16 protein-coding genes are annotated in these 23,616 nt (G+C 65.5%); 10 read left to right on the top strand and 6 right to left on the bottom strand.

Annotated elements, in window-relative coordinates; genetic code table 11:
* Positions 1–237: 237 nt before the first annotated feature.
* Entirely contained in the window at positions 238–927 is a 690-nt protein-coding gene (locus AZC_RS07050; protein ID WP_043879027.1) for a hypothetical protein, read from the top strand.
* Between the two features lie 70 nt (positions 928–997).
* Positions 998–1,759, top strand: a complete 762-nt coding sequence (locus AZC_RS07045; protein ID WP_012169897.1) for a FadR/GntR family transcriptional regulator — start codon at positions 998–1,000, stop codon at positions 1,757–1,759.
* Here AZC_RS07045 and AZC_RS07040 read toward each other — a convergent pair.
* On the bottom strand, positions 1,744–3,048 hold the full coding sequence (locus AZC_RS07040) for an ABC transporter substrate-binding protein (RefSeq protein ID WP_043879026.1): 1,305 nt from the start codon (positions 3,046–3,048) through the stop codon (positions 1,744–1,746). The genes AZC_RS07045 and AZC_RS07040 overlap by 16 nt on opposite strands.
* Positions 3,049–3,668: 620 nt before the next feature.
* Here AZC_RS07040 and AZC_RS07035 point away from each other — a divergent pair.
* On the top strand, positions 3,669–4,856 hold the full coding sequence (locus AZC_RS07035; protein ID WP_081433928.1) for a DUF3443 domain-containing protein: 1,188 nt from the start codon (positions 3,669–3,671) through the stop codon (positions 4,854–4,856).
* Here AZC_RS07035 and AZC_RS07030 read toward each other — a convergent pair.
* Positions 4,846–5,688: a class II glutamine amidotransferase gene (locus AZC_RS07030; RefSeq protein ID WP_012169894.1), complete on the bottom strand. Its 843-nt coding sequence runs from the start codon at positions 5,686–5,688 to the stop codon at positions 4,846–4,848. The genes AZC_RS07035 and AZC_RS07030 overlap by 11 nt on opposite strands.
* A 62-nt stretch (positions 5,689–5,750) precedes the next feature.
* Entirely contained in the window at positions 5,751–7,520 is a 1,770-nt protein-coding gene (locus AZC_RS07025) for an N-acetylglutaminylglutamine amidotransferase (protein ID WP_012169893.1), read from the bottom strand.
* An 821-nt stretch (positions 7,521–8,341) separates the two neighbouring features.
* On the opposite strand from AZC_RS07025, the gene AZC_RS07020 reads away from it, so the two are divergent.
* Positions 8,342–9,463, top strand: a complete 1,122-nt coding sequence (locus AZC_RS07020) for an efflux RND transporter periplasmic adaptor subunit (protein WP_244421806.1) — start codon at positions 8,342–8,344, stop codon at positions 9,461–9,463.
* Entirely contained in the window at positions 9,460–12,579 is a 3,120-nt protein-coding gene (locus tag AZC_RS07015) for an efflux RND transporter permease subunit (protein WP_012169891.1), read from the top strand. Before AZC_RS07020 ends, AZC_RS07015 begins: the two co-directional genes overlap by 4 nt.
* Before the next feature lie 212 nt (positions 12,580–12,791).
* Here AZC_RS07015 and AZC_RS07010 read toward each other — a convergent pair whose 3' ends face one another.
* The 3 genes from AZC_RS07010 to AZC_RS07000 all read right to left on the bottom strand — a co-directional run bounded on the left by AZC_RS07010 (position 12,792) and on the right by AZC_RS07000 (position 15,534).
* Positions 12,792–13,163: a response regulator transcription factor gene (locus AZC_RS07010; protein ID WP_043879024.1), complete on the bottom strand. Its 372-nt coding sequence runs from the start codon at positions 13,161–13,163 to the stop codon at positions 12,792–12,794.
* 113 nt (positions 13,164–13,276) lie between these two features.
* A complete protein-coding gene (locus AZC_RS07005) occupies positions 13,277–13,933 on the bottom strand; it encodes a response regulator transcription factor (protein WP_012169889.1) in 657 nt (218 codons plus the stop codon).
* Positions 13,930–15,534, bottom strand: a complete 1,605-nt coding sequence (locus AZC_RS07000) for a sensor histidine kinase (RefSeq protein ID WP_158304101.1) — start codon at positions 15,532–15,534, stop codon at positions 13,930–13,932. Before AZC_RS07000 ends, AZC_RS07005 begins: the two co-directional genes overlap by 4 nt.
* A gap of 291 nt (positions 15,535–15,825) precedes the next feature.
* On the opposite strand from AZC_RS07000, the gene AZC_RS06995 reads away from it, so the two are divergent.
* The 5 genes from AZC_RS06995 (at position 15,826) to poxB (ending at position 23,602) form a co-directional block, all read left to right on the top strand.
* A complete protein-coding gene (locus tag AZC_RS06995; RefSeq protein WP_012169887.1) occupies positions 15,826–17,883 on the top strand; it encodes an FUSC family protein in 2,058 nt (685 codons plus the stop codon).
* 9 nt (positions 17,884–17,892) lie between these two features.
* Positions 17,893–18,099, top strand: coding sequence for a DUF1656 domain-containing protein (locus AZC_RS06990; protein WP_012169886.1), 207 nt, complete (start codon positions 17,893–17,895; stop codon positions 18,097–18,099).
* Positions 18,100–18,162: 63 nt separating this feature from the next.
* On the top strand, positions 18,163–19,107 hold the full coding sequence (locus tag AZC_RS06985; RefSeq protein ID WP_012169885.1) for an efflux RND transporter periplasmic adaptor subunit: 945 nt from the start codon (positions 18,163–18,165) through the stop codon (positions 19,105–19,107).
* 188 nt (positions 19,108–19,295) lie between these two features.
* Positions 19,296–21,596 (top strand): FdhF/YdeP family oxidoreductase, encoded by a 2,301-nt coding sequence (locus AZC_RS06980; RefSeq protein WP_012169884.1) that lies wholly within the window; start codon positions 19,296–19,298, stop codon positions 21,594–21,596.
* A 269-nt stretch (positions 21,597–21,865) separates the two neighbouring features.
* On the top strand, positions 21,866–23,602 hold the full coding sequence (gene poxB / locus AZC_RS06975) for a ubiquinone-dependent pyruvate dehydrogenase (protein ID WP_012169883.1): 1,737 nt from the start codon (positions 21,866–21,868) through the stop codon (positions 23,600–23,602).
* The last annotated feature ends 14 nt before the right edge of the window (positions 23,603–23,616 follow it).

The following is a 23,616-nucleotide window of genomic DNA, read 5'->3' as shown; positions in this document are numbered from 1 at the left end:
TGGCAAAACCAATCTGGACCAGTTTTTATTTTATTGGTTGTTTATGGTTGGGGCCGTCACTTCGGTGCGGCTCACTCGATTACTCTCAGATAAAAATAATTTCCCTTCAAGAACGATTCTTCGGCAAGAAGGAGCAGATTTGCCTAAATTTGGCTCAGCGAAACCCTTGCCCAGGGGCTTTTGCACATTGGTCTATTTTGGTTAGATTTGGGTCTGAATGGTGGAGACAGTCTTCCCTTGGGTGACCACCTCGAAATCTGGCTCGACGCCACCCTCGCCGGCTTTCTCGCCTGGCGGGAACTGGACACGACTGCCGCAGCGGCGCACTGGCGGCGGGCGGCGGCCTGTCTGAGCGCGGAGGGGGCGCCGGTCACCGCCTTTCATGCGGTGACGCTCAACAATCTGGCGGTTGCCGATACTGATCCCGTCTCCATTTCCGGCTTCCACGATGTATCGGCCGCCTGGAATGCAGTCCTGCGCAGGGTGACGCTGGAGGATGTCCCCTTGCCTGCCCGCAGTTCCGTGTTTCACCTGCGCCTCGCGAGCCAGCACGCGGAACCCTTCGCCGCCTTCTTGCGCCGCCGCCATCTTGCACTCGCCGGCCTCGGCCTTTGGCTCAGCGAGACCAATGCGCGGGCGCGCGCATCCGCGCTGGAAACCTCACCAGTTCATTTGCACGCGAATGACCAGCCGCTCGATACGCTGCCCATCTTTCTGGAGCGGGCGGTGAGGATGGCCCGCGACCAGCCCCTGGATCGCGCTGCGGCATACAATCTTCTCAACGCCCAGATCGAGCATATCCGCTCCTTCCGGGCCAGCACCGGCCTGCCGGTGACCTTATCGGCACAGCTTGAAGCCTGCTTGGGCTTCTGCGCCTTCGCACCGCTCGTGGACGCCCTTGTGCGACCCGGCGACCGCATCACCTAGAGCGCGATCCATCTGTTCGCTGAATCGCCCTCTAACTTATTGGGACTCCAGCTCTCAGGGAGACCGAAACGTGACGGACAAGGACGCGCCGCTGGCACCGTGGGAAGAGGATGACGCGACTCATCCTTTCGTGAAGCAGGAGGTGAAGCTCCTGGCGAAGGACCTGTTCCTCCGCATCCGGAGCGGGAAATACCCCTACGGCACCCGCATCCCGGCTGAGCGAAACCTCGCGGAGGAGCTCGGCACGTCGCGCGCCACCGTCCGCCAGGTGCTGGCCTTCCTCGAAGGCTTCGACATGCTGTCCAAGCGCGTAGGGAGCGGCACCTTCGTCATCTGGCGCGGCGCGGTGGCGGCCGGAGCGCGGGACGAAGAGCCCGCGGAAAAGGAGCCTCCGCTGGCCGACGTGGTCTCGCCCTTCGAGATCAACATCACCCGCGCCATCTTCGAGCCGGAGATCGCGCGCCTCGCCGCCATCTACATGTCCTACCGCGACCAGACGGCGCTCGGGGCGGTGCTCCAGCAGCTGGACGAGATCGTCACCGAGGCCGGGCGTTTTGCGGATCTGGAGCGGGCGTTCTTCATGACTCTGTGCGAGGGCACGCACAATGCCCTGCTGATCGCCATGTACCGGATCATGCACGACATCCGCCAGCAGCCGCAGTGGTATGTCAACAAGACCCGATCGCTCACGCCGGCACGCATCAAGGAGGCCAAGCAGGGCCTGCGCTCCATCTATGCGGCGCTGGAGCGGCGCAACATAGAGAGCGCGGTGGAATGCATGCGGCTCTACATCTCAAACATGCAGGAAGAACTGATCTATACGTCGTCCTGAGCGAAGGCCTCCTGCCCGCGCAGGGCGTGGGCATGGCGCTGGTCCCACATGAGGTTCATGGCCCGCAGGTGCCGCACCAGTACATCGGTGTGGCGCTCCAGCCAGTCATGAATGGACACCATCTCCTGAATGCGGGCCTTGCCCGCCTCGATCTGGACCACCGGCCAGTCGCCCACCAGGGCGTTGTCGATGCCGAAGAGTTCGTGCCCCCACCAGATGGCCTCGCCAAAGGCGTGGTGGCCCACACCGCCGAACTTCATCATGGCGAGGACCGAGAAGGGCTCCGCCGAGCGGGCGCGCTGCACCGCCATGCGCCACAGCTCGAGGGTCGAAGCATATTCCCACGACACGGCACTCCACGAGCCGGGAAAACGCTCGCAATATTCTCGGTAGAAGGCGTCGGCATTCTCGAAGTTCACCTGCGAGTCCGCCAGTGCCGGATCGTCGAAATCGGGAAACTGGAAAACAAAGCCCTCCATGAATTCCGGGCTCGTCTGGCGGATGAGCTGGCTGTAATTGTCGCAGGTGCAGGAGAGGAGTTGCCCGTTGAAGCCCTGTCGGTAGGCGGCCCGCGTCAGCGCGTCCACGAAGGGCTCATAGGCCGTGTCCCAGCACAGAATGTCGGGATTGGGCTCCAGCATGCGGGCGACGATGGGCTCGAAATCCGTCGTATCCACGGGAAAGAATTCCTCCCGCACGATATCGATGCCCGCCACCTCGAAGGCCGCGCGATAGGTGGCGACGGAGGGAAGGCCGAACAGGTCATTCTGGCCACACAGGCTCACCGTCTTGAGGTGCGGCGCGTTGCGGCTCAGCCAGTCCACCCCGGTCACGTTGTAGATGGGATGCACCTCGCTGGGCGCGATCAGGGTCGGCACGTCGGGGGAGAGATCGCTGGGCAGCAGGCAGGCCACCAGCATGCGGCTGGCGCTGATGACATCGCGCACCTCGGCGGTCAGGTCGTTGCCGCCGTTCATGAGGATGAATTTCACGTTGTGCTGGTGGATGAGCGTGCGGATGCCTTCCAGCACGCGGTCCGGCTCATAGCACGTGTCGAAGGGGATGATCTCCACCATGTGCCGGCGCATGCCGATCTTCACGCCGCCCATGGCGTTGATCCGGTCGCGCCAGATCATGCAGCCGAACAGGCCGGGCTCCGACCAGGCCCTGAGGCTGCCACTGAGTGGGGCGAGAAAGCCGATCTTGAGCGTCGTGCGCGCCTCGATCCCGTGATCCACCATCGCCACGGACAGAGCCGACAGCAGAGGATTCTTTGCGCCATCACGCATTTCGACGTTGTCTCCCGACCCGCATGCATCCCGCCGCGCGGGCACATGGGGTGTACGCCGGCCCGATCCGCCGACGGTCATCCGCCGTCACCATAGGACGCCGCGGGGAGCCGATGAAGGGGCATGAGAGGGCCGCTGAAGCCGAAGGATCACAACCGAGGCATCGCACGTCCCTCGATCTCGCGGGCCCGCCATCCGCCCGGAGCCATGGCGAGCGGATCCAGAACCTGACGATCCGCCGGACCCAACCATGCGAGCGATATCCGGGCGGACAGTGTCAAACCCGAAGACAATCTTGAGCGTCGCCTTAACCCGGCACATCGACAGGCGAGTTCCATGCCCTCAGGAATGCAGAAGGCCGTTAGTCACGTGAGGTCATAGCATATAATTCAAAACGCTCTATTAGAGGCGCCTCTTCCGCACTGCTCGATCAAGGGTACCGGCAGATGGTATAATCGTACTTTTCATCTTGAACTATGGACTGAGATCAAGATTTTCTGCATCAAGGCCTCCTGTTATTGTGGTGGCGCGACTGCGTGCGATTTTTCCCGAGCCGGAATGGGTCGGCCATCTTCCACCGCTGCGCCGTTGATGGCCGCTGCCGAGGGACACTCCGTCACATGCTGCGTTTCCGCCCATTGGTCTGCGCGCTCGCCCTGCTCGCCCAGTTCGCGCCGACTGCCGCCTCAGCCCAGGCTCCGTCCCGATCGTCGGCGGAAAACGTCATACCGCTCAGCGTCCGCATGCCGCTTTCCGGCTACAACCGCCTGGTGGTGCAGGTCACCGTCTGCGAGCCGGGCACCCGTCACTGCGCGACGATCGACAACATCATGGTGGATACGGGTTCCACAGGCCTGCGTCTTCAGGCCGCCGCGCTGCCCGACAACTTGCGCCTGCCGGCCCTGGCCGGCCCGTCGGGCCAGCCGATGGGCGAATGCCTGCGGTTCGTCAGCAGCAGCGCCTGGGGGCCGCTGCGGACGGCGGACGTGCATTTTGGGGGCCTGACGGCGGAGAGATTGCCGGTCCAAGTGATCGAGCAGGGGCCATCCCCTGCCCGGCCCGCCTCTTGCGAGACCTCCAACGTTCACCCCACATCGAACGGGACTCTCGGCATCGGCTCAGCGCCCAGTGACTGTCACGGCGACTGCATTCAGAGTGCAGGAGCCCCCCATCCGCGCTTCTTCGAATGTGGCTCCGGAGGTTGCCTGCCTTTGACCGGTGCCGTTCCCCCGGCAAACCGGCTGCCCAATCCGGTCACGCGGCTTCCCCTACACAACAACGGCATCGTCATCGATCTGCCCGCTCCCGCCGCCCCCGGCGCGCGTGAGGTACACGGCACCTTGACGTTCGGTGTGGGAACCGCCGGCAACAACCAGCTTGGACGCGCCCACCTGCTGCCGCTCCGGCCGGACGGGCGCTTCACAACGCTCTACAAGGGTCAGACCATCACGGACAGCTACATCGACAGCGGAACGGAGAGCTATATTTTCACCGATCCGGCGTTGCCGCGATGCGCCCGCGTGAACTGGGCTTATTGCATGGCGCCGGAGACCTCCCTGCAAGCGGCGGTGTCTGGCGGCAATGCAGCACCGGTCGACGTGCGTTTCCGCGTCGGAAATTTCGAGGCGATCCGTGATCTCAAGCTCGGCGCCGTGGCTGGAGCGGCGGTCGCGGCCAATGGTGGCCGGTCGGAATTCGTCTGGGGCGCTCCCTTCTTCATGGGACGGCGCGTGTCCGTCCTCATCCAGGGCATGTCGCCGCCGGGGCAGCCTGACATCAAGGGTCCGCTTTACGCCTTCACACCCTGACGCCGGAGAGCGGCCTTCCGGCCCCGTCATGCTGGGCCGGAGCGGCTTCATGTGGTCGGCGGCTCAGCGGAAGGGGCATCACCTCAACGTCGTGGCCGGACCGGGCGGAGAGGGCGGACTGGGGCGGCACCTCGAGCCAGGTGGCGCGGTCATCGTCCAGAGGCTCGGAGGCGATGAGGACGCCGTCTTTTGCCGCCCGGTAATAGAGCGAATTCGCGTGGGCGTTCACCCCATAGCGGAAGGCATGAAGGTCGACGCCGTCCGACAGCGCGGCAGTGAAGAGGAAGGGCTCGCCGCCTGCCAGCGCGGTGATCGTCTCCAGAAGACGCGTCACCGCCCCAATCGGGCTTTCTCCTGCCCCATCCGCCAGTCCTTGCCCGAGGAGGGCGAGAAACAGCGCTTCGGAATCGGTCGAGCCAGCTCGCGCGCCATAAATCTCGTCCGGGATGAGGGCTTCCACCTCCCGGCGCACGGACGTCCAGTTGGCGAGATAGCCATTGTGCATGAAGAGCCAGCGCCCATGGGCGAAAGGGTGGCAGTTGGGCCGTGTCACCGGCGTTCCCGTGGCCGCCCGTACATGCGCAAAGAACAGGCGCGATTTCAGATGCCGGCTGAGGCTGCGCAGATTGTCGTCCGACCAAGCTGGGCGGATCTCGCGGTACAGGCCAGGCTCGGGCAGATCGTCATACCAGCCGAGGCCGAAACCATCGCCATTCATGGCCATGGTGGATTCCAGCGCCATCTGGCTCTGGACCACCAGCGAATGGGAGGAGCGGGTCACATAACGATCAAGGGCAATCGGCTCACCGGAATAGGCCATCCACCGGCACATGGGCCTCCTCCTTTCCAAATCTCTCAGGCGTGGCGCGGGCGCTGCACGACGCGAAGCCCCCTTCAGACCCCGTGCGTCTGGAGCCAGTGTTCCAGCACGGTGACCTGCCAGAGCTTGGAATGCCCCTTTGGCGTGAGGCTCCCTTCGGGGTCTCCGAGCAGGCCCTCCACATAGTCCTGCCGGAAGATGCCGCGATCGCGCGCGGCCTGCTGGTTCAGCACGTCCCGCGCGAAATCGAGATAGGGGCCGCGGATGTATTTGAGCGCCGGCACCGGGAAATAGCCCTTCGGCCGGTCCACCACTTCAGGGGGCAGGATACGGCGCGCAGCCTCCTTCAATATGTGCTTGCCGCCCGATTTCACCTTCAGTTCCGAGGGGATGCGCGTGGCCAGTTCCACCATTTCATGGTCGAGGAAGGGGACGCGGGTCTCGAGGCCGAAGGCCATGGTCATGTTGTCCACGCGTTTTACGGGATCGTCGACCAGCATGATCTCCGTGTCGATCTGCAGGGTCTTGTTGATGGGCGAGGTCTCGCCGCAGCGATCGAAGAAGTCCTTTACAAATATCCGGCTGTGGTCCCCCGAGATCATGTCCGGAGAGAGGGCGTGAGCCATCTCCGCATGATCCCGGTCGAAATAGAGCCGTGCGTAATCATCCAGCGGATCGGCGGCGGTGAGCATCTTCTCATGCCAGTGATAACCGGCGAAGGTCTCGTCCGCCCCCTGCCCGCTCTGCACCACCTTCACATGCCGGGACACTTCCTCCGCCAGCAGATAGAAGCCCACGCAATCGTGGCTCATCATGGGCTCGGACATGGCGCCGATGACGCCCGGCAGCGCCGAGAGCACGCGCTCCGGCGAGATCACGATCTTGGTGTGGTCTGTGCCGTAAGCGCGGGCCATGAGATCGGAATATTCGAACTCGTCGCCCTTCAGCCCGCCCACGGCTTCGAAGCCGACGGAAAAGGTGCGGATGTCCTCATGCCCCAGTTGGGCCAGCAGGGCCACGAGAAGAGAGCTGTCGAGCCCGCCGGAGAGCAAGACGCCCACCGGTACGTCTGAGACCGTCCGCCGCTCCACGGCCCGCAGAAGGCAGTGGATGAGCGTCTCGCGCCACTCCTCCTCGCCCATATCGTCCGTGTCGGTATCGCCTCCCATGCGGACGGACCAGTATTGCCGCTCGCTGCGTTGGCAGTCGGGTTCCAGCGTCAGCAGCGTCGCCGGGGGCAGCTTGCGCACGCCTCGCAGGATGGTCCGGGGTGCCGGCACTACGCTGTGAAAGCTCATGTAATGGTGAAGGCCGACAGGATCGATGGCCGTATCCACCCCGCCGCCCGCCAGCAGGGCCGGCAAGGTGGAGGCAAAGCGCAAGGAAGAGCCCACGTCCGCGAGATAGAGCGGCTTGATGCCCAGCCTGTCCCGCGCCAGCACGACACGCCCTGTCCACATCTCCCAAATGGCAAAGGCGAACATGCCCTTCAGCCGCAGAACGCAATCGGCGCCCCAAGCATGATAGGCCTTGAGGATCACCTCGGTGTCGCCTTCGGAGAAGAAGGTGTAGCCCTTGGCTTTCAGGTCCTGACGGAGGTCGCGAAAATTGTAGATGCAGCCGTTGAAAGCGATGGCGAGCCCCAGTTGGCTGTCCACCATCGGCTGCTGGGAGGTGGCCTTGAGATCGAGAATGCTGAGCCTGCGATGGGCCAGCGCCACGTCGCCCTGGGCAAGCAGGCCGAAACCGTCCGGTCCCCGCGGTGACAGCGCATCCGACATAGCCTCAAGCGGCGCCATCCGGACCGAGCCGTTCCTGTTCACCTCACCGCAGATCCCGCACATGATCATCCTGCCTGTGCTTGACGTCCCGGCGAAGGGCTCCCCCGGTACCCCTAGAAGGGGCAGGCCATAGCCCGAAGTGCCAGGGGAGTAGGAGGCGGCACGCGACGGGGATCGCGAGGCCGCCTTAGCCGGCCACGCATGGAGTGTCAGCCGGACCACCGAGATGTCTGTTCCCGTTGCCGTCCGGCGCGGATGCAAAGACAAGCCGCGGTCGCGAACGGAATGCTCTCTCCCCCAACGCCCCAGCTCCGCCTGCGTTCCCGTCTACAGCTTCGGGGTTGGTGGCGGTCGCCCGCGCCCCTATCATTGAGGCTGGGGTTCAGCGCCGGGACCTGAGACGCTCGGCCACGGATGTTCCAAGGCCGCGGGGCGTGTCAACTCCGGCGCGCGCCGGACGAACACGCTGCGGGAACAGGCTGGTGACGGGTATGCACGATGAGCAGCCGGCAGCTCCGGTCTTCCAACGCTCCGCTCGCGAGAAACCAAGATCACACCGCACCATACATGAATATGATGTTCGTCTCGTCTCTGCCGCAGCACTATTGGCATCGGACAGAGAGGACCGTTGACGCGTGGCTGGCAGGATAGGTGAAGCCGATCTGCTCCTCATGCAGCTGAGCGTCAGACCAGCTTTACCGAGCGCCGGTCGCCGCATTGAGCGCGCGGTTTTCTGCTGCCGCGGCGCGCCCTGCCGTCCATTGGCGCCCGCTTTCCGGCGAAGAGCCCGTTGCAGCCGGATCGGTCCGGCGCATCCGGTGCGAAGTGCCTCCTCGATCTGAACGCGGAACGACAGCTCGCCGTTGCTACCTATGGATGACATCATGGCCCGCACGAAGGGGATTCCCGCCGCCATCACCCTCATCTGGATCGCCAGCGGGCTCGCCCTTGCAGCCCCACATCCTGCCCGCGCGGCTTCGGAACAGCCGGTGCCGGTCCAACTGGCGACGGCAGAGACCCGGGACGTTCCCGTCTTCGTCACCAGCCCGGGAACGGTCACTGCCTACAATTCCGTGACCGTTCGCACCCGGGTCGATGGAGAACTCCAACACATTCTCTTCAAGGAGGGGCAGGACGTGGCCGAAGGGCAGCTCCTCGCGCTCATCGACCCCCGCACCTACGAGGCCGCGCTCCAATCCGCCAAGGCGCAACTCCAGCAGCATGAAGCGACCCTGTCGAACGCCCGGCTCAATCTCACGCGCGACACAGAGCTCGGCAAAAGCGACTTCGTGAGCGTCCAGACGCTCGATAACGAAAGGGCGAAGGTGGCCGAACTCGAGGCGCAGGTGGCGTCGGATCAGGCCGCCATCTCCCGCGCCGCGACCGAGCTCTCCTACACGCGGATCGTCTCGCCGCTCTCCGGCCGCGCCGGCCTGAGGCTGGTGGACCAGGGCAACATCGTCCACGCCGGCGACGCAGGGGGGCTCGTGGTCATCAATCAGATCGACCCCATCTCGGTCATTTCCACGCTGCCGGAGCAGAGCCTCCCGGCGGTGGTCAAGGCCATGCGCGCGGGTGCGCTTCAGGCCCAGGCCCTCTCTCGCGAGGACGGGCGCATTCTGGCGACCGGCACGGTGTCGCTGATCGACAACCAGATCGACCCGAACAGCGGCACGGTGAAGCTGAAGTCGGACTTCGCCAATGCGCGCGATGCCCTCTGGCCCGGCCAGTTCGTGGATATCAAGGTGCGGGTGGATGTCCTGCCCCATGCAGTCACCATCCCCGCCTCGGCGCTTCAGCGCGGCCCACAAGGCCTGTTCGTCTTCGCGGTCGGCCCCGACGACCGCGCGCAGACCGCACCGGTGAGTGCAGGGCAGATCGCCGACGGCACGGCAGTGATCGAGACCGGCCTTGCGCCAGGCCAGCGCGTCATCACCGGCGGCCAGTACCGCGTGCGACCGGGCAGCCTCGTCACGGTCTCCGTCAGCGGGGAGGCAGGCCAATGAGTGCGAGCAGCGAGAAGTGCGCCTCCTTGTCCGCCTGGTTCATCCGCCATCCGATCGGCACCTCCCTGCTCATGGCGGGCCTTCTGGTGCTGGGCCTTGCGGCGTTTTTCCAATTGCCCGTGGCACCGTTGCCGGACGTGGACTTCCCCACGCTTCAGGTCTCGACGCAGCTTCCCGGCGCGAGCCCGGAAATCATCGCCACCTCGGTCACCCAGCCGCTGGAACGGCAGTTCGGCGAGATTCCCGGCGTGGCGCAGATGACGTCCATCAGCACGCAGGGCAACAGCTCGATCACCCTGCAATTCAACCTCGAGGTGAATATCAACGCCGCCGCGCAGCTCGTGCAGGCCGCGATCAACGCGGCCGGCGGCCAGCTTCCGAACGACCTGCCCTCCCCGCCATCCTATCGGGAGGTCAACCCCGCCGATCCGCCCATTCTGGTCCTCGCCCTGTCCTCGCAGACCCTCCCCATCATCCGCGTGGACGATTTCGCCGAGAACGTGCTCGAACAGCACATCAGCCAGATCGAGGGCGTCGGGCAGGTGCTGGTGTTCGGACAGCAGAAGCCCTCGGTGCGCATCCAGGTGGATCCGGCCAAGGTGTCCAGCCTCGGGCTCTCGCTGGAAGACCTCCGGCAGGCCATCGTCTCGACCACCGTGAACGGCCCCAAGGGCACCGTGCAGGGCCAGCGCCGCACTTTCACATTGCTGGATAACGACCAGATCACGCAGGCCGGTCCCTGGCAGGACGCCATCCTCGCCTATCGCAACGGCGCGCCCGTCCGCGTGCGTGACATCGGCCGGGCGGTCGAGGCTCCGGAGAATACCCAGCTGGCCGCTTGGGCGAATGGCAAGCCCGCCATTCTTCTGCCGGTCTTCAAGCTGCCCGGTGCCAACGTCATCGCGACCGTCGAGAGCATCAAGCAGCGGCTGCCCGCGCTTCCGGCCAGCGCGCCGGCCGGGCTCGATATCTCGGTCCTCAGCGACCGCACCGCGACGATCCGTGCCTCGGTGAGCGACGTGGAGAAGACGCTGGTCATCACGGTCGTGCTCGTGGTGGCGGTGATCTTCGTCTTCCTGAGGAGCTTCTGGGCCACGGTCATTCCGTCCGTCGCCGTGCCCCTCGCGCTCATCGGCACGTTCGGCGCCATGTATGCGCTGCATTACAGCCTCGACAACCTCTCGCTCATGGCGCTCAGCATCGCCATCGGCTTTGTGGTGGACGACGCGATCGTCATGCTCGAGAACATCGAGCGGCATCTGGAAATGGGCAAGACGGCGCTTCAGGCGGCGCTCGACGGCTCGGCGGAGATCGGTTTCACCATCCTTTCCATCAGCCTCTCGCTGGTGGCCGTCTTCATCCCCCTTCTGCTCATGGGCGGTCTCGTCGGACGGCTATTCCAGGAATTCGCTGTCACCGTCACGATCACCATCGCCGTTTCGGCCTTCGTCTCGCTCACCCTGACGCCGACGCTCTGCGCACTGGTACTGAAGCCGCGGCAGGAGAACCGCCATGGCCGGCTGTACCTTTTTGCGGAGCGCTGCTTCGATGCGCTGCTCGCGGCCTATCGCAGGACGCTCGACATCGCTTTGGCACACCGCGCCGTGACGCTCGCAACCTTCATCGGCGCTGTCACAGCCACCGGCTGGCTGTTCTACACCATCCCCAAGGGCTTCTTCCCCCAGCAGGACACCGGCCTCATCATCGGCATCTCCGAGGCGGCGCAGGATTCCTCCTTTGCCGCCATGGCGGCCCACCAGCGCCAGCTCGGTGAGATCGTGGCTTCCGATCCGGATGTGGCGACGGTCGGCATGACCATCGGTGCCAACGCAGGCCAGACGGTGAACGAGGGGCGGATGTTCATCACCCTCAAGCCGCGCGACCAGCGGCAAGCCTCGGCTTTCGAGATCGTGGACCGGCTGGAACGGCGGCTGCGCAACGTCGAAGGCGCCGCGCTATTTCTACAGGTGGCGCAGGATCTGAACGTGGGCGGCCGCGTGGCGCGCACCCAGTTCCAATACACGCTGCAAGACGAGAACCTCGCGGAACTGAACATCTGGGCGCCGAAGATCCTCGCCCGCCTGCGCACGCTCCCACAGCTCACGGATGTCGCGACCGACCAGCAATCCTCCGGGGCGACCCTGACGCTGACCGTGGACCGCGAGAAGGCCGCTCGCCTTGGCGTCAGCCTCGCCGACATCGACGCCACGCTCTATGACGCCTTCGGCCAGCGGCAGGTGACACAATATTTCACCCAGCTCAACAGCTACCACGTCATCCTCGAGGTTCTGCCGGAGCTTCAGAATTCGCCGCACGCGCTGGAACGGATCTATCTGAAATCGGCGATCACCGGCGCGTCCGTGCCACTCAGCGACGTGGCCCGATGGTCGAGCGTGCCCAGCACCTTTCTGGCTATCAACCACCAGTCCCAATTCCCGTCAGTCACCTTGTCCTTCAATCTCGCCCAGGGCACCTCGCTCGGAGAGGCCGTGGCCGCGGTGGAGAGGGCAAAAGCCGATCTCTCCGTGCCGGCGACGCTCAGCGCGTCCTTCCAGGGCAATGCGCAAGCCTTCCAGAGTTCGCTCGGCAGCGAGCCCTATCTGGTCGCGGCCGCGCTGCTGGTCATCTATGTCATTCTGGGCGTGCTGTACGAGAGCTACATCCACCCCCTCACGATCCTCTCGACGCTGCCGTCGGCAGGGCTCGGCGCGCTCATAAGCCTGTCCGTGTTCCACTTCGATTTCTCCATCATCGCCCTCGTGGCCGTGCTGCTGCTGATCGGCATCGTGAAGAAGAACGGCATCATGATCGTGGACTTCGCGCTGGAGCGGGAGCGCGCGGGCGCCAGCCCGCTGGAGGCGATCCGGGAAGCCTGCCTGCTGCGCTTCCGCCCCATCCTGATGACGACGATGGCCGCGCTGCTCGCGGGCGTCCCGCTGCTGGTGGGAACCGGCACCGGCTCGGAACTGCGGCAGCCGCTGGGCTGTGCCATCGTCGGAGGCCTCATCGTGAGCCAGTTGCTCACCCTCTACACGACGCCCGTGATCTACCTCTATCTCGACCGGATCTCCCGCCGTTCACGCCGCAGTCCCTCTGCCGTCGAAAGCATAGGCTGACGACAAAAAGGCCCGCCGAAGGATCGGCGGGCCAAGGCGGGAGGAAAGACATGGCGTGCAAGGTGGAGGCGCGTGAACGAGCACGTGCACCTGGGCTCACAGATACGCGCGTCGATCTGAACCTCCGTCGATCGATAGTCCGTCGCGTGATTTCACATGCGCCGTCGACAGGAGGGACATGACCCGCGTCAGCCGTCCGCGCCGCGCCCGGCTCAAGGGCGCGCCTGCCCCGTCGTCCGCAGGGCATCGTCGATGCACCGGATCATCTCGTCGCCCTCGAAGGGCTTTGCCAGGAAGCCGATTGCGCCGCCGGCGTGGGCCTGGCTGCGGATCCTCTCCTCGGGAAAGGCAGTGATGAAGATGAGCGGGACGCCATCGCCATCGGAGCGCAGGCGCGCCTGCAGATCGATGCCGCTCATGCCGGGCATCTGAACATCGGTGATGACACACGCGGTACTCTGCCGCTCCGGCGAGCTCAGGAAGGCTTCGGCGGAGGCGAAAGCGCTGGCGCCCAGTCCAAGGGAGCGGACGAGACTTTCTGTGGCGAGACGCACGGACTCGTCATCGTCGATGATCGAAATCATCGGAACGTGGGACACGCGAAACACACCTCTATGGCACTGACGGCGCCAGCGCCGTCCTGTCCCCAACATAGGCGGGCCCGTCCACAATCTGAACCATACACTTGTTTGCTCCGCTATCCTTTCGCCGCGCGGATGCCCAGCGCCTCCGCCATGCGTACGAGATCGGCCAGGGACTGGGCTTCCATTTTCCGCATGACGTTGCCGCGGTGAATCTTCACGGTGATCTCGCTGAGGCCCACCTCGCCCGCCACCTGCTTGTTCATGAGGCCGGACGTCACGAGCGCCATGATCTGCCTCTCACGCTCGGTCAGCGTGGCGTAAAGGGCGCGCAGGTGCGATGCGGCTTCCCGCTCGGCGCGCCGGGTGCGGTCGATCTCGATGGCGGCCGAAACCGCATCCAGCATGTCCTGGTCCCGGAAGGGCTTGGTGAGGAAATCCACCGCGCCCGCCTTCATCGCCCGCACCGTCATGGGGATATCGCCATGCCCGGTCATGAAGATGATGGGCAGGTCCAGATCGGACCTCTGAAGCTGGCTCTGGAAATCAAGGCCGCTGACGCCGGGCAGGCGGATGTCCAGAACGAGGCAGCGGGGCGTGTCCGGCAGCTTGGCGGCGAGCAATTCCGGAGCCGATCCGAACGACACCACCTCCAGGCCGATGGAGCGGAACAGGCTGGTCAAGGCATCGCGCAGGTCTGCGTCGTCGTCCACGACGATGACGACGGGTCCCTGAGTAGGGGTCGGGCTTCGGCCTTGGGTACGGCTGATCACGAGAGAGGTTCCTTGAGGGGCGCCGGCGGAAGATCGCCGGCGAGCGGGAGGGTGAAGGTCAGGCGCAGGCCGCCTTGCGGCGCAGGCTCGGCCAGAATCCGGCCGCCATGGGCCTCGACGATGGAGCGCGAGATGGAGAGGCCGATACCGATGCCATCCTTCTTAGTCGAGACGAACGGCGTGAAAAGCGAGGCCAGCGTCTCGGACGGCGCGCCCGGCCCCGTATCCTCCACGGACACGGCAACGAAACGCTCCGCCTGTCCTTGCGGGCCGTCAGTCATCGGCGCGGTGCGGATCGTCAGGGCCCGCTGTCCCTCTGGCACCGTATCCATCGCCTGGACGGCATTGAGGGCAAGGTTGATGAGGACCTGCAGCAGTTGGACGCGGTCACCGCGGATCTCCGGCAGGTCGGGGGCGAGCTCAAGCACGAGCCGGACGTCGTGACTGGCCAGCTCGCGCTCCAGAAGCGTGACGCTCTCCTCCACCAGATCCGCCAGATGGACTGGCAGATGATCCGGTTCTCCGCGCCGCACCAGCGCCCGCAGGCGTGCGATCACGTCGCTCGCCCGGCGCGCATTCGCGATCATGCGGGTGACGGTCTTCTCCGCCTCGCCGATGTCGGGCACGGGCCGCCGCAGCCAGCGCAGGCAGGCCTCCCCGTTGGTGACGACCGCCGCCAATGGCTGATTGACCTCGTGCGCGATGGAGGCCGTTAGTTCCCCGACGGTGCTCACCCGCGTGACATGGGCCAGGTGCGCCTGGGCCTCATGAAGCTCGTTCTCGGCCGTCTTGCGGCCCGTGATGTCGTGGTTCGTTTCCATGATGCCGAGGCTGCGTCCGCGGTCGTCGCGCTGGAGCGACCAGCGGCTCAGGCAGGTGACTTTCCGGCCGTCCCTCGTGGCATGGATCACCTCGCCCTCCCACTGTCCCGTCGCCTCGAGCGCCCCCATGATCTCATGACGCGGGGCCGGGAGCACGGAGCGCAACAGCGCGTCTGCCACCTGCCCCGTCGCTTCCGACCGCGACCAACCGTAAAGGCGTTCGGCACCCACGTTCCAGTAAACGACCCTGCCGAGGGGATCGCGCACGAAGATGGCGTCGTAGGACAGGTCCAGCAAGGCGGCCTGATAGCGGAGAGAAGCGGTCGCCGCCTCATTGCGCAGGCACAGCAGCGTCGTCACGGCGATGGCCGCGATGCTCACGACACAGCGCATGACGGCGGCGAGATTGAAATCGTCGGCGTGCATGACGAGGAAGCTGGTCACCGCCAGTGCAATGCACCCCGCCCCGATGACGATCAGGCCCCGACTCCGGAACCAGCGCGACGAAACCAGGACGACGACCACGTAAAGAACAGCGATCGCCATATCGAGCGGCGACAGGGTATCGACGAGGAAGATCGCCAGGCACAACACGCTCACCAGAGCCTGTCCCTGCCAACCGGAGCAGGCGCGGGGCGGTTCGGACAACAAGGCACTTCGCGGGCCGGACATGGGGTCCTCGGTCAATCGCCATCTGGAATGCAGGCAGGTCTGGCGCGCCGCTTGCTGAAGCAAGCGGGCGCCCGCCGACCGCGTGCCTGAGGCGGCGTTGTCGAGCATCGGCGCTGGCGGCCTGCCGGAGCCCGGTCCGCGCCGCTTCGGAGGCGGGCCGGAAATCCTGAACGCCATTATGCAGATCGTTCCGTAACGTTCGCCCCATATCAAAGTATGTCCGCACCCTCTGAGGATATAGACGCGCTCCGCGCGCCGGGGCGCCGCAATCTCCCATTCTGTTGCCTCCCAATCCGGACTCACAAACCAAGGTTCTAATCGGCGGATTGGACGTATAATTTCGCCTGTTGGCTGCGCGCTTATCTTCAAGGCCTCCCGGTATCAGACCAGACGGCGGCCATGAGCGCGGACAGTGAAATTCGCAGCATCGCAGGACGTCCCGCGCGCCCCGAAGCGCGTGCGGCCGTTGCTGCCCTGCTGCCCCTTGTTCCCCGGCTGCTCTTCGGGCTGCGCCTTGCAGCTTCCGTGTGCCTCGCCCTTTACGTCACCTATTATCTCGAACTGCCCAATCCGTTCTGGGCCGCCACCACGGCCGCCATCGTCTGCCAGCCGAACCTTGGCGCCTCGCTCCAGAAGGGGCGGTTCCGGGCGCTTGGCACGGCCATAGGCGCGCTGGCGCTCGTCTGCCTGCTGGCGCTGTTTCCGCAGCAGCGCATCGCCCTCCTCCTCTGCCTCGCACTCTGGTGCGGCCTGTGCGGTTTTGCGGTGGTGCTTTTGCGCAATTCCGCGGCCTATGCGGCGGGCCTGTCGGGCATCACCGCCGCCATCCTCTTCGCCGACAGCATTTCGGACCCGACCTCCGCTTTCTTTCTCGGCATCACCCGTGTCAGCGAGATCTGCATCGGCATCCTCGCCGCCGCAGCCGTCCTGCTCATCACCGATCCCGGCACGGCGCGGCTCGCCCTCGCCAGCCTGATGGAGCGCATCGCCCAGCAGTTGCGCACCGGCTTCCTCGATACCCTCGCCACCGAAGGCGAGACGCCCGACATGCAGGCCGCACGGCGCAATGTGGTGAAGACCCTGACACCGCTCCACATCGCGATCGACGCCGCCACGGGGGAATCCGGCTCCCTCTATGCACGCCGGGGCAATTTCCGGATCGCCATCGCCTCGCTCATCGACGCGCTCGTTGGTTGGCGCAATGTCAGCCATCACCCGTTCCCCGATGGCAGTGACGCCCCTTCCGTCCAGCAGGCGCTGGCCGCCGGCATCTCCCGGATCAATCCCGCGGCCGCCGAGCGTTACGGCTCGGACGCCGATGCCGTTCGAGACATCATCGCGGACATCGAGACCCTGCGTCCGGAGAGCGCGAAGGACGTCCTGTCCGCCCGCCTTCTGGTGGACGCCGCCCACAAGGTGGCGATCTGTCTTGCACAGTTCATGCAGGCAATCACGCTCCTGCGCACCGGGGCGGGCGGGCGTCTGCCACCGCAATCCCAGCCCCTCGTCATCGCCGACAGTCTGCCGGCCTGGCTTGCGGGTGCGCGGGCCTTTCTTTCGGTGGTGACCGTGGCGCTTTTCTGGGTCACCTCGGCCTGGCCGACCGGTCCCTTTGCCATCGCCTTCGCCGTCATCTCGACGTTGATCTTCGCCTCCTTCGCGGAAGAGGCACGGGCGCGGGCGGCGGATTACACCATCGGTGTCGCGGTGATGTCGGTTCTGGGCAGCGTGATCTATTTCTACGTGCTGCCGACGCTTTCCACCTTCCCGGCTCTCATGGGCCTGCTTTTCCTCCTCTATGTCCCGCTCGGCATGATGCAGGTCGGCACCTGGCACAGCGTGCTGTTCCTCGCCATGTCGATCGCGTCTCTCCCGTTGCTGGGGATCGGCAACCCCGTAGCGTATGATCCGGCGGGATATTTCAACATCGCTCTGGCCATTCTCACTGGCAGCGCGGTCGGAACGCTCTTCTTCGTCATTCTGCCGCCGCTCGGACCGGAGCGGCGCGCGCGCCGGCTCATCAGCCTCTCGGCGCGCGATCTTCGCCGCCTGCTCCTCGACCAGGACCGACACGATGAGCGGCATTGGCGCGCCCTGCTCAGCCGGCGGCTCGAGAGCATCCCTGCGCAGGCCACGCTTGAGCAACACGGTGCCCTGCTGGCGCTGCTGGCGATAGGGCATGCCGTCCATCGGCTGCGCGCCGCGGTGACCTCCGGCGAGGGCGCTCGGGCGCTGGTGACCGCGTTCACGGCGCTTGCGGAAGGCGAGCCATCCGTCGCCCTGGCGTGTCTGGAGATCGTGGAACGCCAGACCGGCACCGACACGTCTTCCACCGCGTCCACTGCTCTGCCCGCCGATGTTCAGACTGAGATGGCGGTGCTCGCCGATGCGATCAGGACCAACAGCGCGCTCCTCGCCATGCTTGCTCCCGGGCGGACGCCCCCTTCCGGCCAATGAGAGGCTTCCATGTTCTCGGAGATCAACATCCTCGGCATCTATGTCGCGCCCTTCGCGGTAATGCTGCTGCTGGCTTGGGCAGTCATGATGCCGCTGAACATGCTCGGCGAGCGCATCGGCCTCTCACGCCGCGTGTGGCATCCGGGCCTCTTCAACCTCTGCCTCTACATCATCGTCCTCTCGCTCATCGTGATCGCCTACGGGGGCCGTCCGTGACCGCCGCCCCGCTTACGACGCAGCCCATCCATCCTGTCTGAATCCTCGCCGTGGGAGCCCACCATGACCGCAATCGACATGCCTGCCGGGAACCAGAAATCGTATATCGGCCAGATCCTGCGGGTGCTGGCGACGCTGATCGCCGCCGCCCTCGCCGGCGGGCTTGGCTGGAGGATGTGGGACACCTACATGTCCACGCCCTGGACCCGCGACGGCACGGTGCGGGCCTATGTGGTCACGGTCGCACCGCAGGTCTCCGGCCGCATCGTCGAACTGCCGGTGAAGGCCGACCAATTCGTCCACAAGGGAGACCTGCTGATGGTAATCGAACCCGATGACTATCAGATCGCCCTTGCCAATGCGGAGGCCAATGTCGCCCGCGCCAAGGCGGACCTCGAGAACAAGCAAGCCGAGGCGGAACGCCGGCTACACCTCAGCGCCCTGGCCGTCTCCGACGAGGAGAAGCAGAGCTTCGCGGCGACCGCCAACATGGCGCTCGCCGCCTATCAGCAGGCCCTCGCCGATCGCGACAAGGCCAAGCTCGACCTCAGCCGGACCCGCATCGTCTCGCCTGTTAACGGCTATGTCACGAACCTGCTCACCCAGGTCGGCGACTTCGCCACGACCGGCCAGAGAGCGCTCTCGGTCGTGGACAGCGACAGCTTCTGGGTGGACGGCTATTTCGAGGAAACGCTGCTCAACTCCATCCATGTGGGCGACCGGGCGGAGGTGGCCCTGATGGCCTATCCGGAGCGCCTTAGCGGACACGTGACCGGCATCGGCCGCGGTATTGCCGTCCCCAACGCGCAGCCGGATGGATCGGGCCTCGCCACCGTCAATCCCGTCTTCACCTGGGTGCGCCTCGCGCAGCGCGTGCCGGTCCGCGTCGTGCTTGATGACGTCCCGCCGTCCATCGTCCTGTCGGCGGGGCTCACCGCGAGCATCACCATCCTTGACGGCACCGCGCCCACGAGCGCCGCCGCGCCTGCTCAATCGGCGCACCGATGAGCGGCCCGTGCGCCGCTCTGCCCGCGCATACCCATGTATGGCGGGTGCATCTGTCGATCTGATTCAATCTCCAGCCGAACGCACCATAGTTCATCCATGAACTGCTGATCGTCGGTCCAACACGTGGACGTCAGTCCATCCGACCGGTCTCTCAGCCCCTTGTGTATCCACATCGGCAGGAGCAATCCATGGGCGTCGCCAAGACCATCCGTCCCTATCACCAACCCGCCGGCGGCTGGGGGGCTCTCAAGGCAATGGGCACCGCGCTGGTCGAGCAGCACGTCGCCGTGCACGGCATGGCGACGCTCGCCCGGATGAACCAGCCCGGCGGCTTCGATTGCCCCGGCTGCGGGTGGGCCGACCCGAAGCACACCTCGCCGTTCGAATATTGCGAGAACGGCGGCAAGGCGGTTGCCTGGGAGATGACGACCCGGCGCTGCACGCCCGCCTTCTTCGAAAGCCATACGGTCAGCGAGCTCTCGGCCCTCAACGATTACGAGCTGGAGATGGAGGGGCGCCTGACGCACCCCATGCGCTATGACGCCATAAGCGATCGCTACCTGCCGGTGAGCTGGGATGAGGCCTTCGCCCTGGTCGGCGCGCACCTCAACGCCCTGCCCGATCCGAACATGGCGGAATTCTACACGTCAGGACGCGCCTCCAACGAGGCGGCCTTTCTCTACCAGCTTTTCGCCCGCGAATACGGCACCAACAATTTCCCAGACTGCTCGAACATGTGCCATGAGGCCACCAGCGTCGGGCTGCCCCAATCCATCGGGGTGGGCAAGGGAACGGTGCTGCTGGAGGACTTCGCCCGCGCCGACTGCATCTTCATCTTCGGGCAGAATCCCGGCACCAATTCCCCGCGCATGATGACGGAACTGCGCAACGCCTCGCGCCGCGGCGCCACCATCATGTCCTTCAATCCCTTCCGCGAGCGGGCGCTGGAGCGCTTCCAGGCGCCGCAGAGCCCGGTAGAGATGGCCACCCTCTCCTCGACGCCCATCTCCTCGCGGCTCTATCAGGTGAAGGTCGGCGGCGACGTAGCGCTCATCAAGGGACTGATGAAATGCCTCCTCGCCGCGGACGAAGAGGCCCGCGCACGCGAGTCGGCTCCCGTCCTCGACTGGGATTTCATCAAGGGCCACACCGCCGGGATCGAGGCGCTCGTTGCGGACCTCAACGCGACCTCCTGGAGCGACGTCGAGCGCAAGAGCGGCATTTCGCGCACGGAGATCGAGATCGCCGCACAGGCCTATATGAAGGCGGAGCGGGCCATCCTCGTCTATGGAATGGGCATCACCCAACACCGCCACGGCACGCAGAATGTGCAGCAGATTGCCAATCTGGCGCTGTTGCGGGGGAACGTCGGCCGCGAGGGCGCGGGCATCTGCCCCGTGCGCGGCCACTCCAACGTGCAGGGTGATCGCACCGTCGGGATCACCGAAACGCCGAGCCGGGCGCTGCTCGATGCCATCGAAGCGCGCTACGGCTTCTCGCCCCCGAAAGCCGATGGCCACAATGTGGTGACCGCGCTTGAGGCCATGGTGCGGGGCGAGACCAAGGTCTTCATCGGCCTCGGCGGCAACTTCGCCGCCGCCATCCCGGACTGGCAGCTGACCCAGCAGGCCATGCGCGGGCTCGACCTCACCGTCCACATCGCCACCAAGCTCAACCGGAGCCATCTCGTCCATGGACGCGATGCGCTCATCCTCCCCTGCCTCGGCCGAACCGAGATCGACATGCAGGCGAGCGGCCCGCAATCAGTGACAGTGGAGGACTCCATGTCGATGGTCCACGCCTCCACCGGCCACAATCTGCCCGCATCCGAAAACCTGAAGAGCGAGCCCGCCATTATCGCCGGCATGGCCCGTGCCACGCTGGGCCACCGCTCGAAGGTGAACTGGGAGGCACTCACCGAAGACTATGCGCGGATCCGCGAGGAGATCGAGGCGGTGTTCCCCATCTTCCAGGGCTACAATGCCCGCATTCGCGAGCCGGGCGGCTTCCATCTCACCTCGCTCGCCCGCGAGCGCATCTGGGCCACGGCAACCGGCAAGGCGAACTTCCTCGTCTGCGACGGACTCTGCGAAGATCCGCAGGTGAGCGAGAAGGATGTTCTGTGGCTCACCACCGTGCGCAGCCACGACCAGTACAACACCACGCTGTATTCCCTCTCCGACCGCTATCGCGGCGTCTATGGCCAGCGCGACGTGATTTTTCTCAGCCAAGCGGAGATGGACAGGCGCGGGCTCAAGGCCGACGACCGGGTCGATATCGTCACGGTCTCGCAGGACGGGGTCGAACGGGCCGTGCGGGCCTTCCGTGTGGTGCCCTATGCCTTCCCCGAAGGCGGGTGCGCCGCCTATTACCCCGAGACCAATCCTCTGGTGCCGCTCTATGCGCACGATCCCCAGAGCTTCACGCCGGCCTCAAAGGGTGTGCCGGTCCGTCTCGTGAAATCCACGGCCACGCCCGCCGTTCAGTGAGGTCGGACGCGGCGGCGCGCGGGCGATCTTTGCCGGATCGCCGCCCGATGCGCCGTCGCTCAGCACTCCGCAAGTCGGTGCATGACGATCTGTCGGTATTTTATAACCGCATTCACCCACCTCTGGTGAGCAAAACGAATCCATACGTTGCGCGTCGGCACTATCCAAACGTATGCCGCCGATAGCGCGATGTCTGGCAGCGCAGACGAACGACGCCTTCTATCTTTCCCGAGCCTCGTTTCTTGGCATTCACTTGGAAGGAGATGGCCATGTTCTCTCGTAACGTTGCGGAACTTATCGTAGACACGCTCGGCGAAGCGGGCGTCGAGCGCATCTATGGCGTGGTGGGCGACAGCCTCAACGGCCTGACGGAGGCCCTGCGCACGACCGGGAAGATGCGGTGGGTGCATGTCAGGCACGAGGAAGTTGCGGCCTTCGCGGCGGCCGGAGAGTCGCAGATCACCGGACAGCTCGCGGTGTGCGCCGGCTCCTGTGGTCCGGGCAATCTGCACCTGATCAACGGCCTCTTCGATGCGCAGCGGAGCCGGACGCCGGTCCTCGCCATCGCCGCCCAGATCCCGTCCGCCGAGATCGGGGGCGGCTATTTCCAGGAGACCCACCCGCAGAACCTCTTCCAGGAATGCAGCGTCTATTGCGAACTCGTCTCCGATCCCGCCCAGATGCCGTTCGTGCTGGAGAATGCCATCCGCGCCGCCGTCGGCCAACGCGGCGTGGCGGTGGTTGTCATTCCCGGCGACGTCGCGCTGAAGCCGGCGCCGGACCGCCCGATCTCCGAGCGGCGGGGCCTCGTTCCCGCAGCGCCGGTGGTGGTGCCCGCCGAGAGCGAACTCGATGCCCTCGCCGATCTGCTGAACGGCGCAGAGCGCGTCACGCTGTTCTGCGGCCGGGGCTGCGCGGGTGCCCACCCCCAGCTCATGCAACTCGCGGAGGCGCTCAAGAGCCCCATGGTCCACGCGCTTGGCGGCAAGGAGCACGTGGAATACGACAATCCCTATGATGTGGGCATGACGGGCTTCATCGGCTTCTCGTCCGGCTACGAAGCCATGCACGCCTGCGACGTGCTGCTGATGCTCGGCACCGACTTCCCCTACAAGCAGTTCCTGCCGACGGGCATCAAGATCGCCCAGGTGGACATCCGGCCAGAGCATCTCGGGCGGCGCTGCAAGCTTGATCTCGGCGTGGTCGGTGATGTGGCCGCGACGATCACTGCCCTCATGCCGCGCCTGACCGCCAAGGCCGACCGCCTGCACCTCGATGACAGCGTCACGCGTTACAAGCACGCCCGCAAGGGCCTCGATGCGCTGGCGCAGGGCAAGCCCGGCAGCAAGCCGATCCATCCGCAGTATCTCACGCGGCTGATCAGCGAGCGCGCCACCTCGGACGCAGCTTTCACCTTCGATGTGGGAACGCCCACCATCTGGGCCGCGCGTTATCTCGAAATGAACGGCAAGCGCCGCCTCGTGGGGTCGCTGGCGCACGGCTCCATGGCGAATGCCCTGCCGCAGGCCATCGGCATCCAGGCCTCCCATCCCGATCGGCAGGTCATCTCGCTGTCGGGCGATGGCGGCTTCACCATGCTGATGGGCGATCTGGTCACGCTGGTGCAGGAAAAGCTCCCGGTGAAGACGGTCATCTTCAACAATGGCGTGCTCGGCTTCGTGGCGCTGGAGATGAAGGCGGCAGGCTTCGTGGAGCTGGGCACCGATCTCCAGAACCCGGATTTCGCGGCCATGGCCAATGCCATGGGCATCCTCGGCGTGCGGGTGGAGGACCCCGGCGAGCTTCCCGCCGCCATCGACCAGGTGCTGGCCCACGACGGCCCGGCGGTGCTCGATGTGGTCACCGCGACGCAGGAACTGTCCATGCCGCCGACCATCGGGGTCGAGCAGGCGAAGGGCTTCGGCCTGTGGATGCTGCGTGCCGTCCTCAGCGGGCACGGCACAGAGGTAATCGACCTCGCCAGCACCAACCTGCTGCCGCGCTGAGCCCGACCGCCTCC

This window comes from Azorhizobium caulinodans ORS 571, assembly GCF_000010525.1.
GTDB lineage: Bacteria > Pseudomonadota > Alphaproteobacteria > Rhizobiales > Xanthobacteraceae > Azorhizobium > Azorhizobium caulinodans.
Note: the sequence above shows the minus strand (reverse complement) of the source record. Positions and strands in the feature narration are given on the sequence as shown.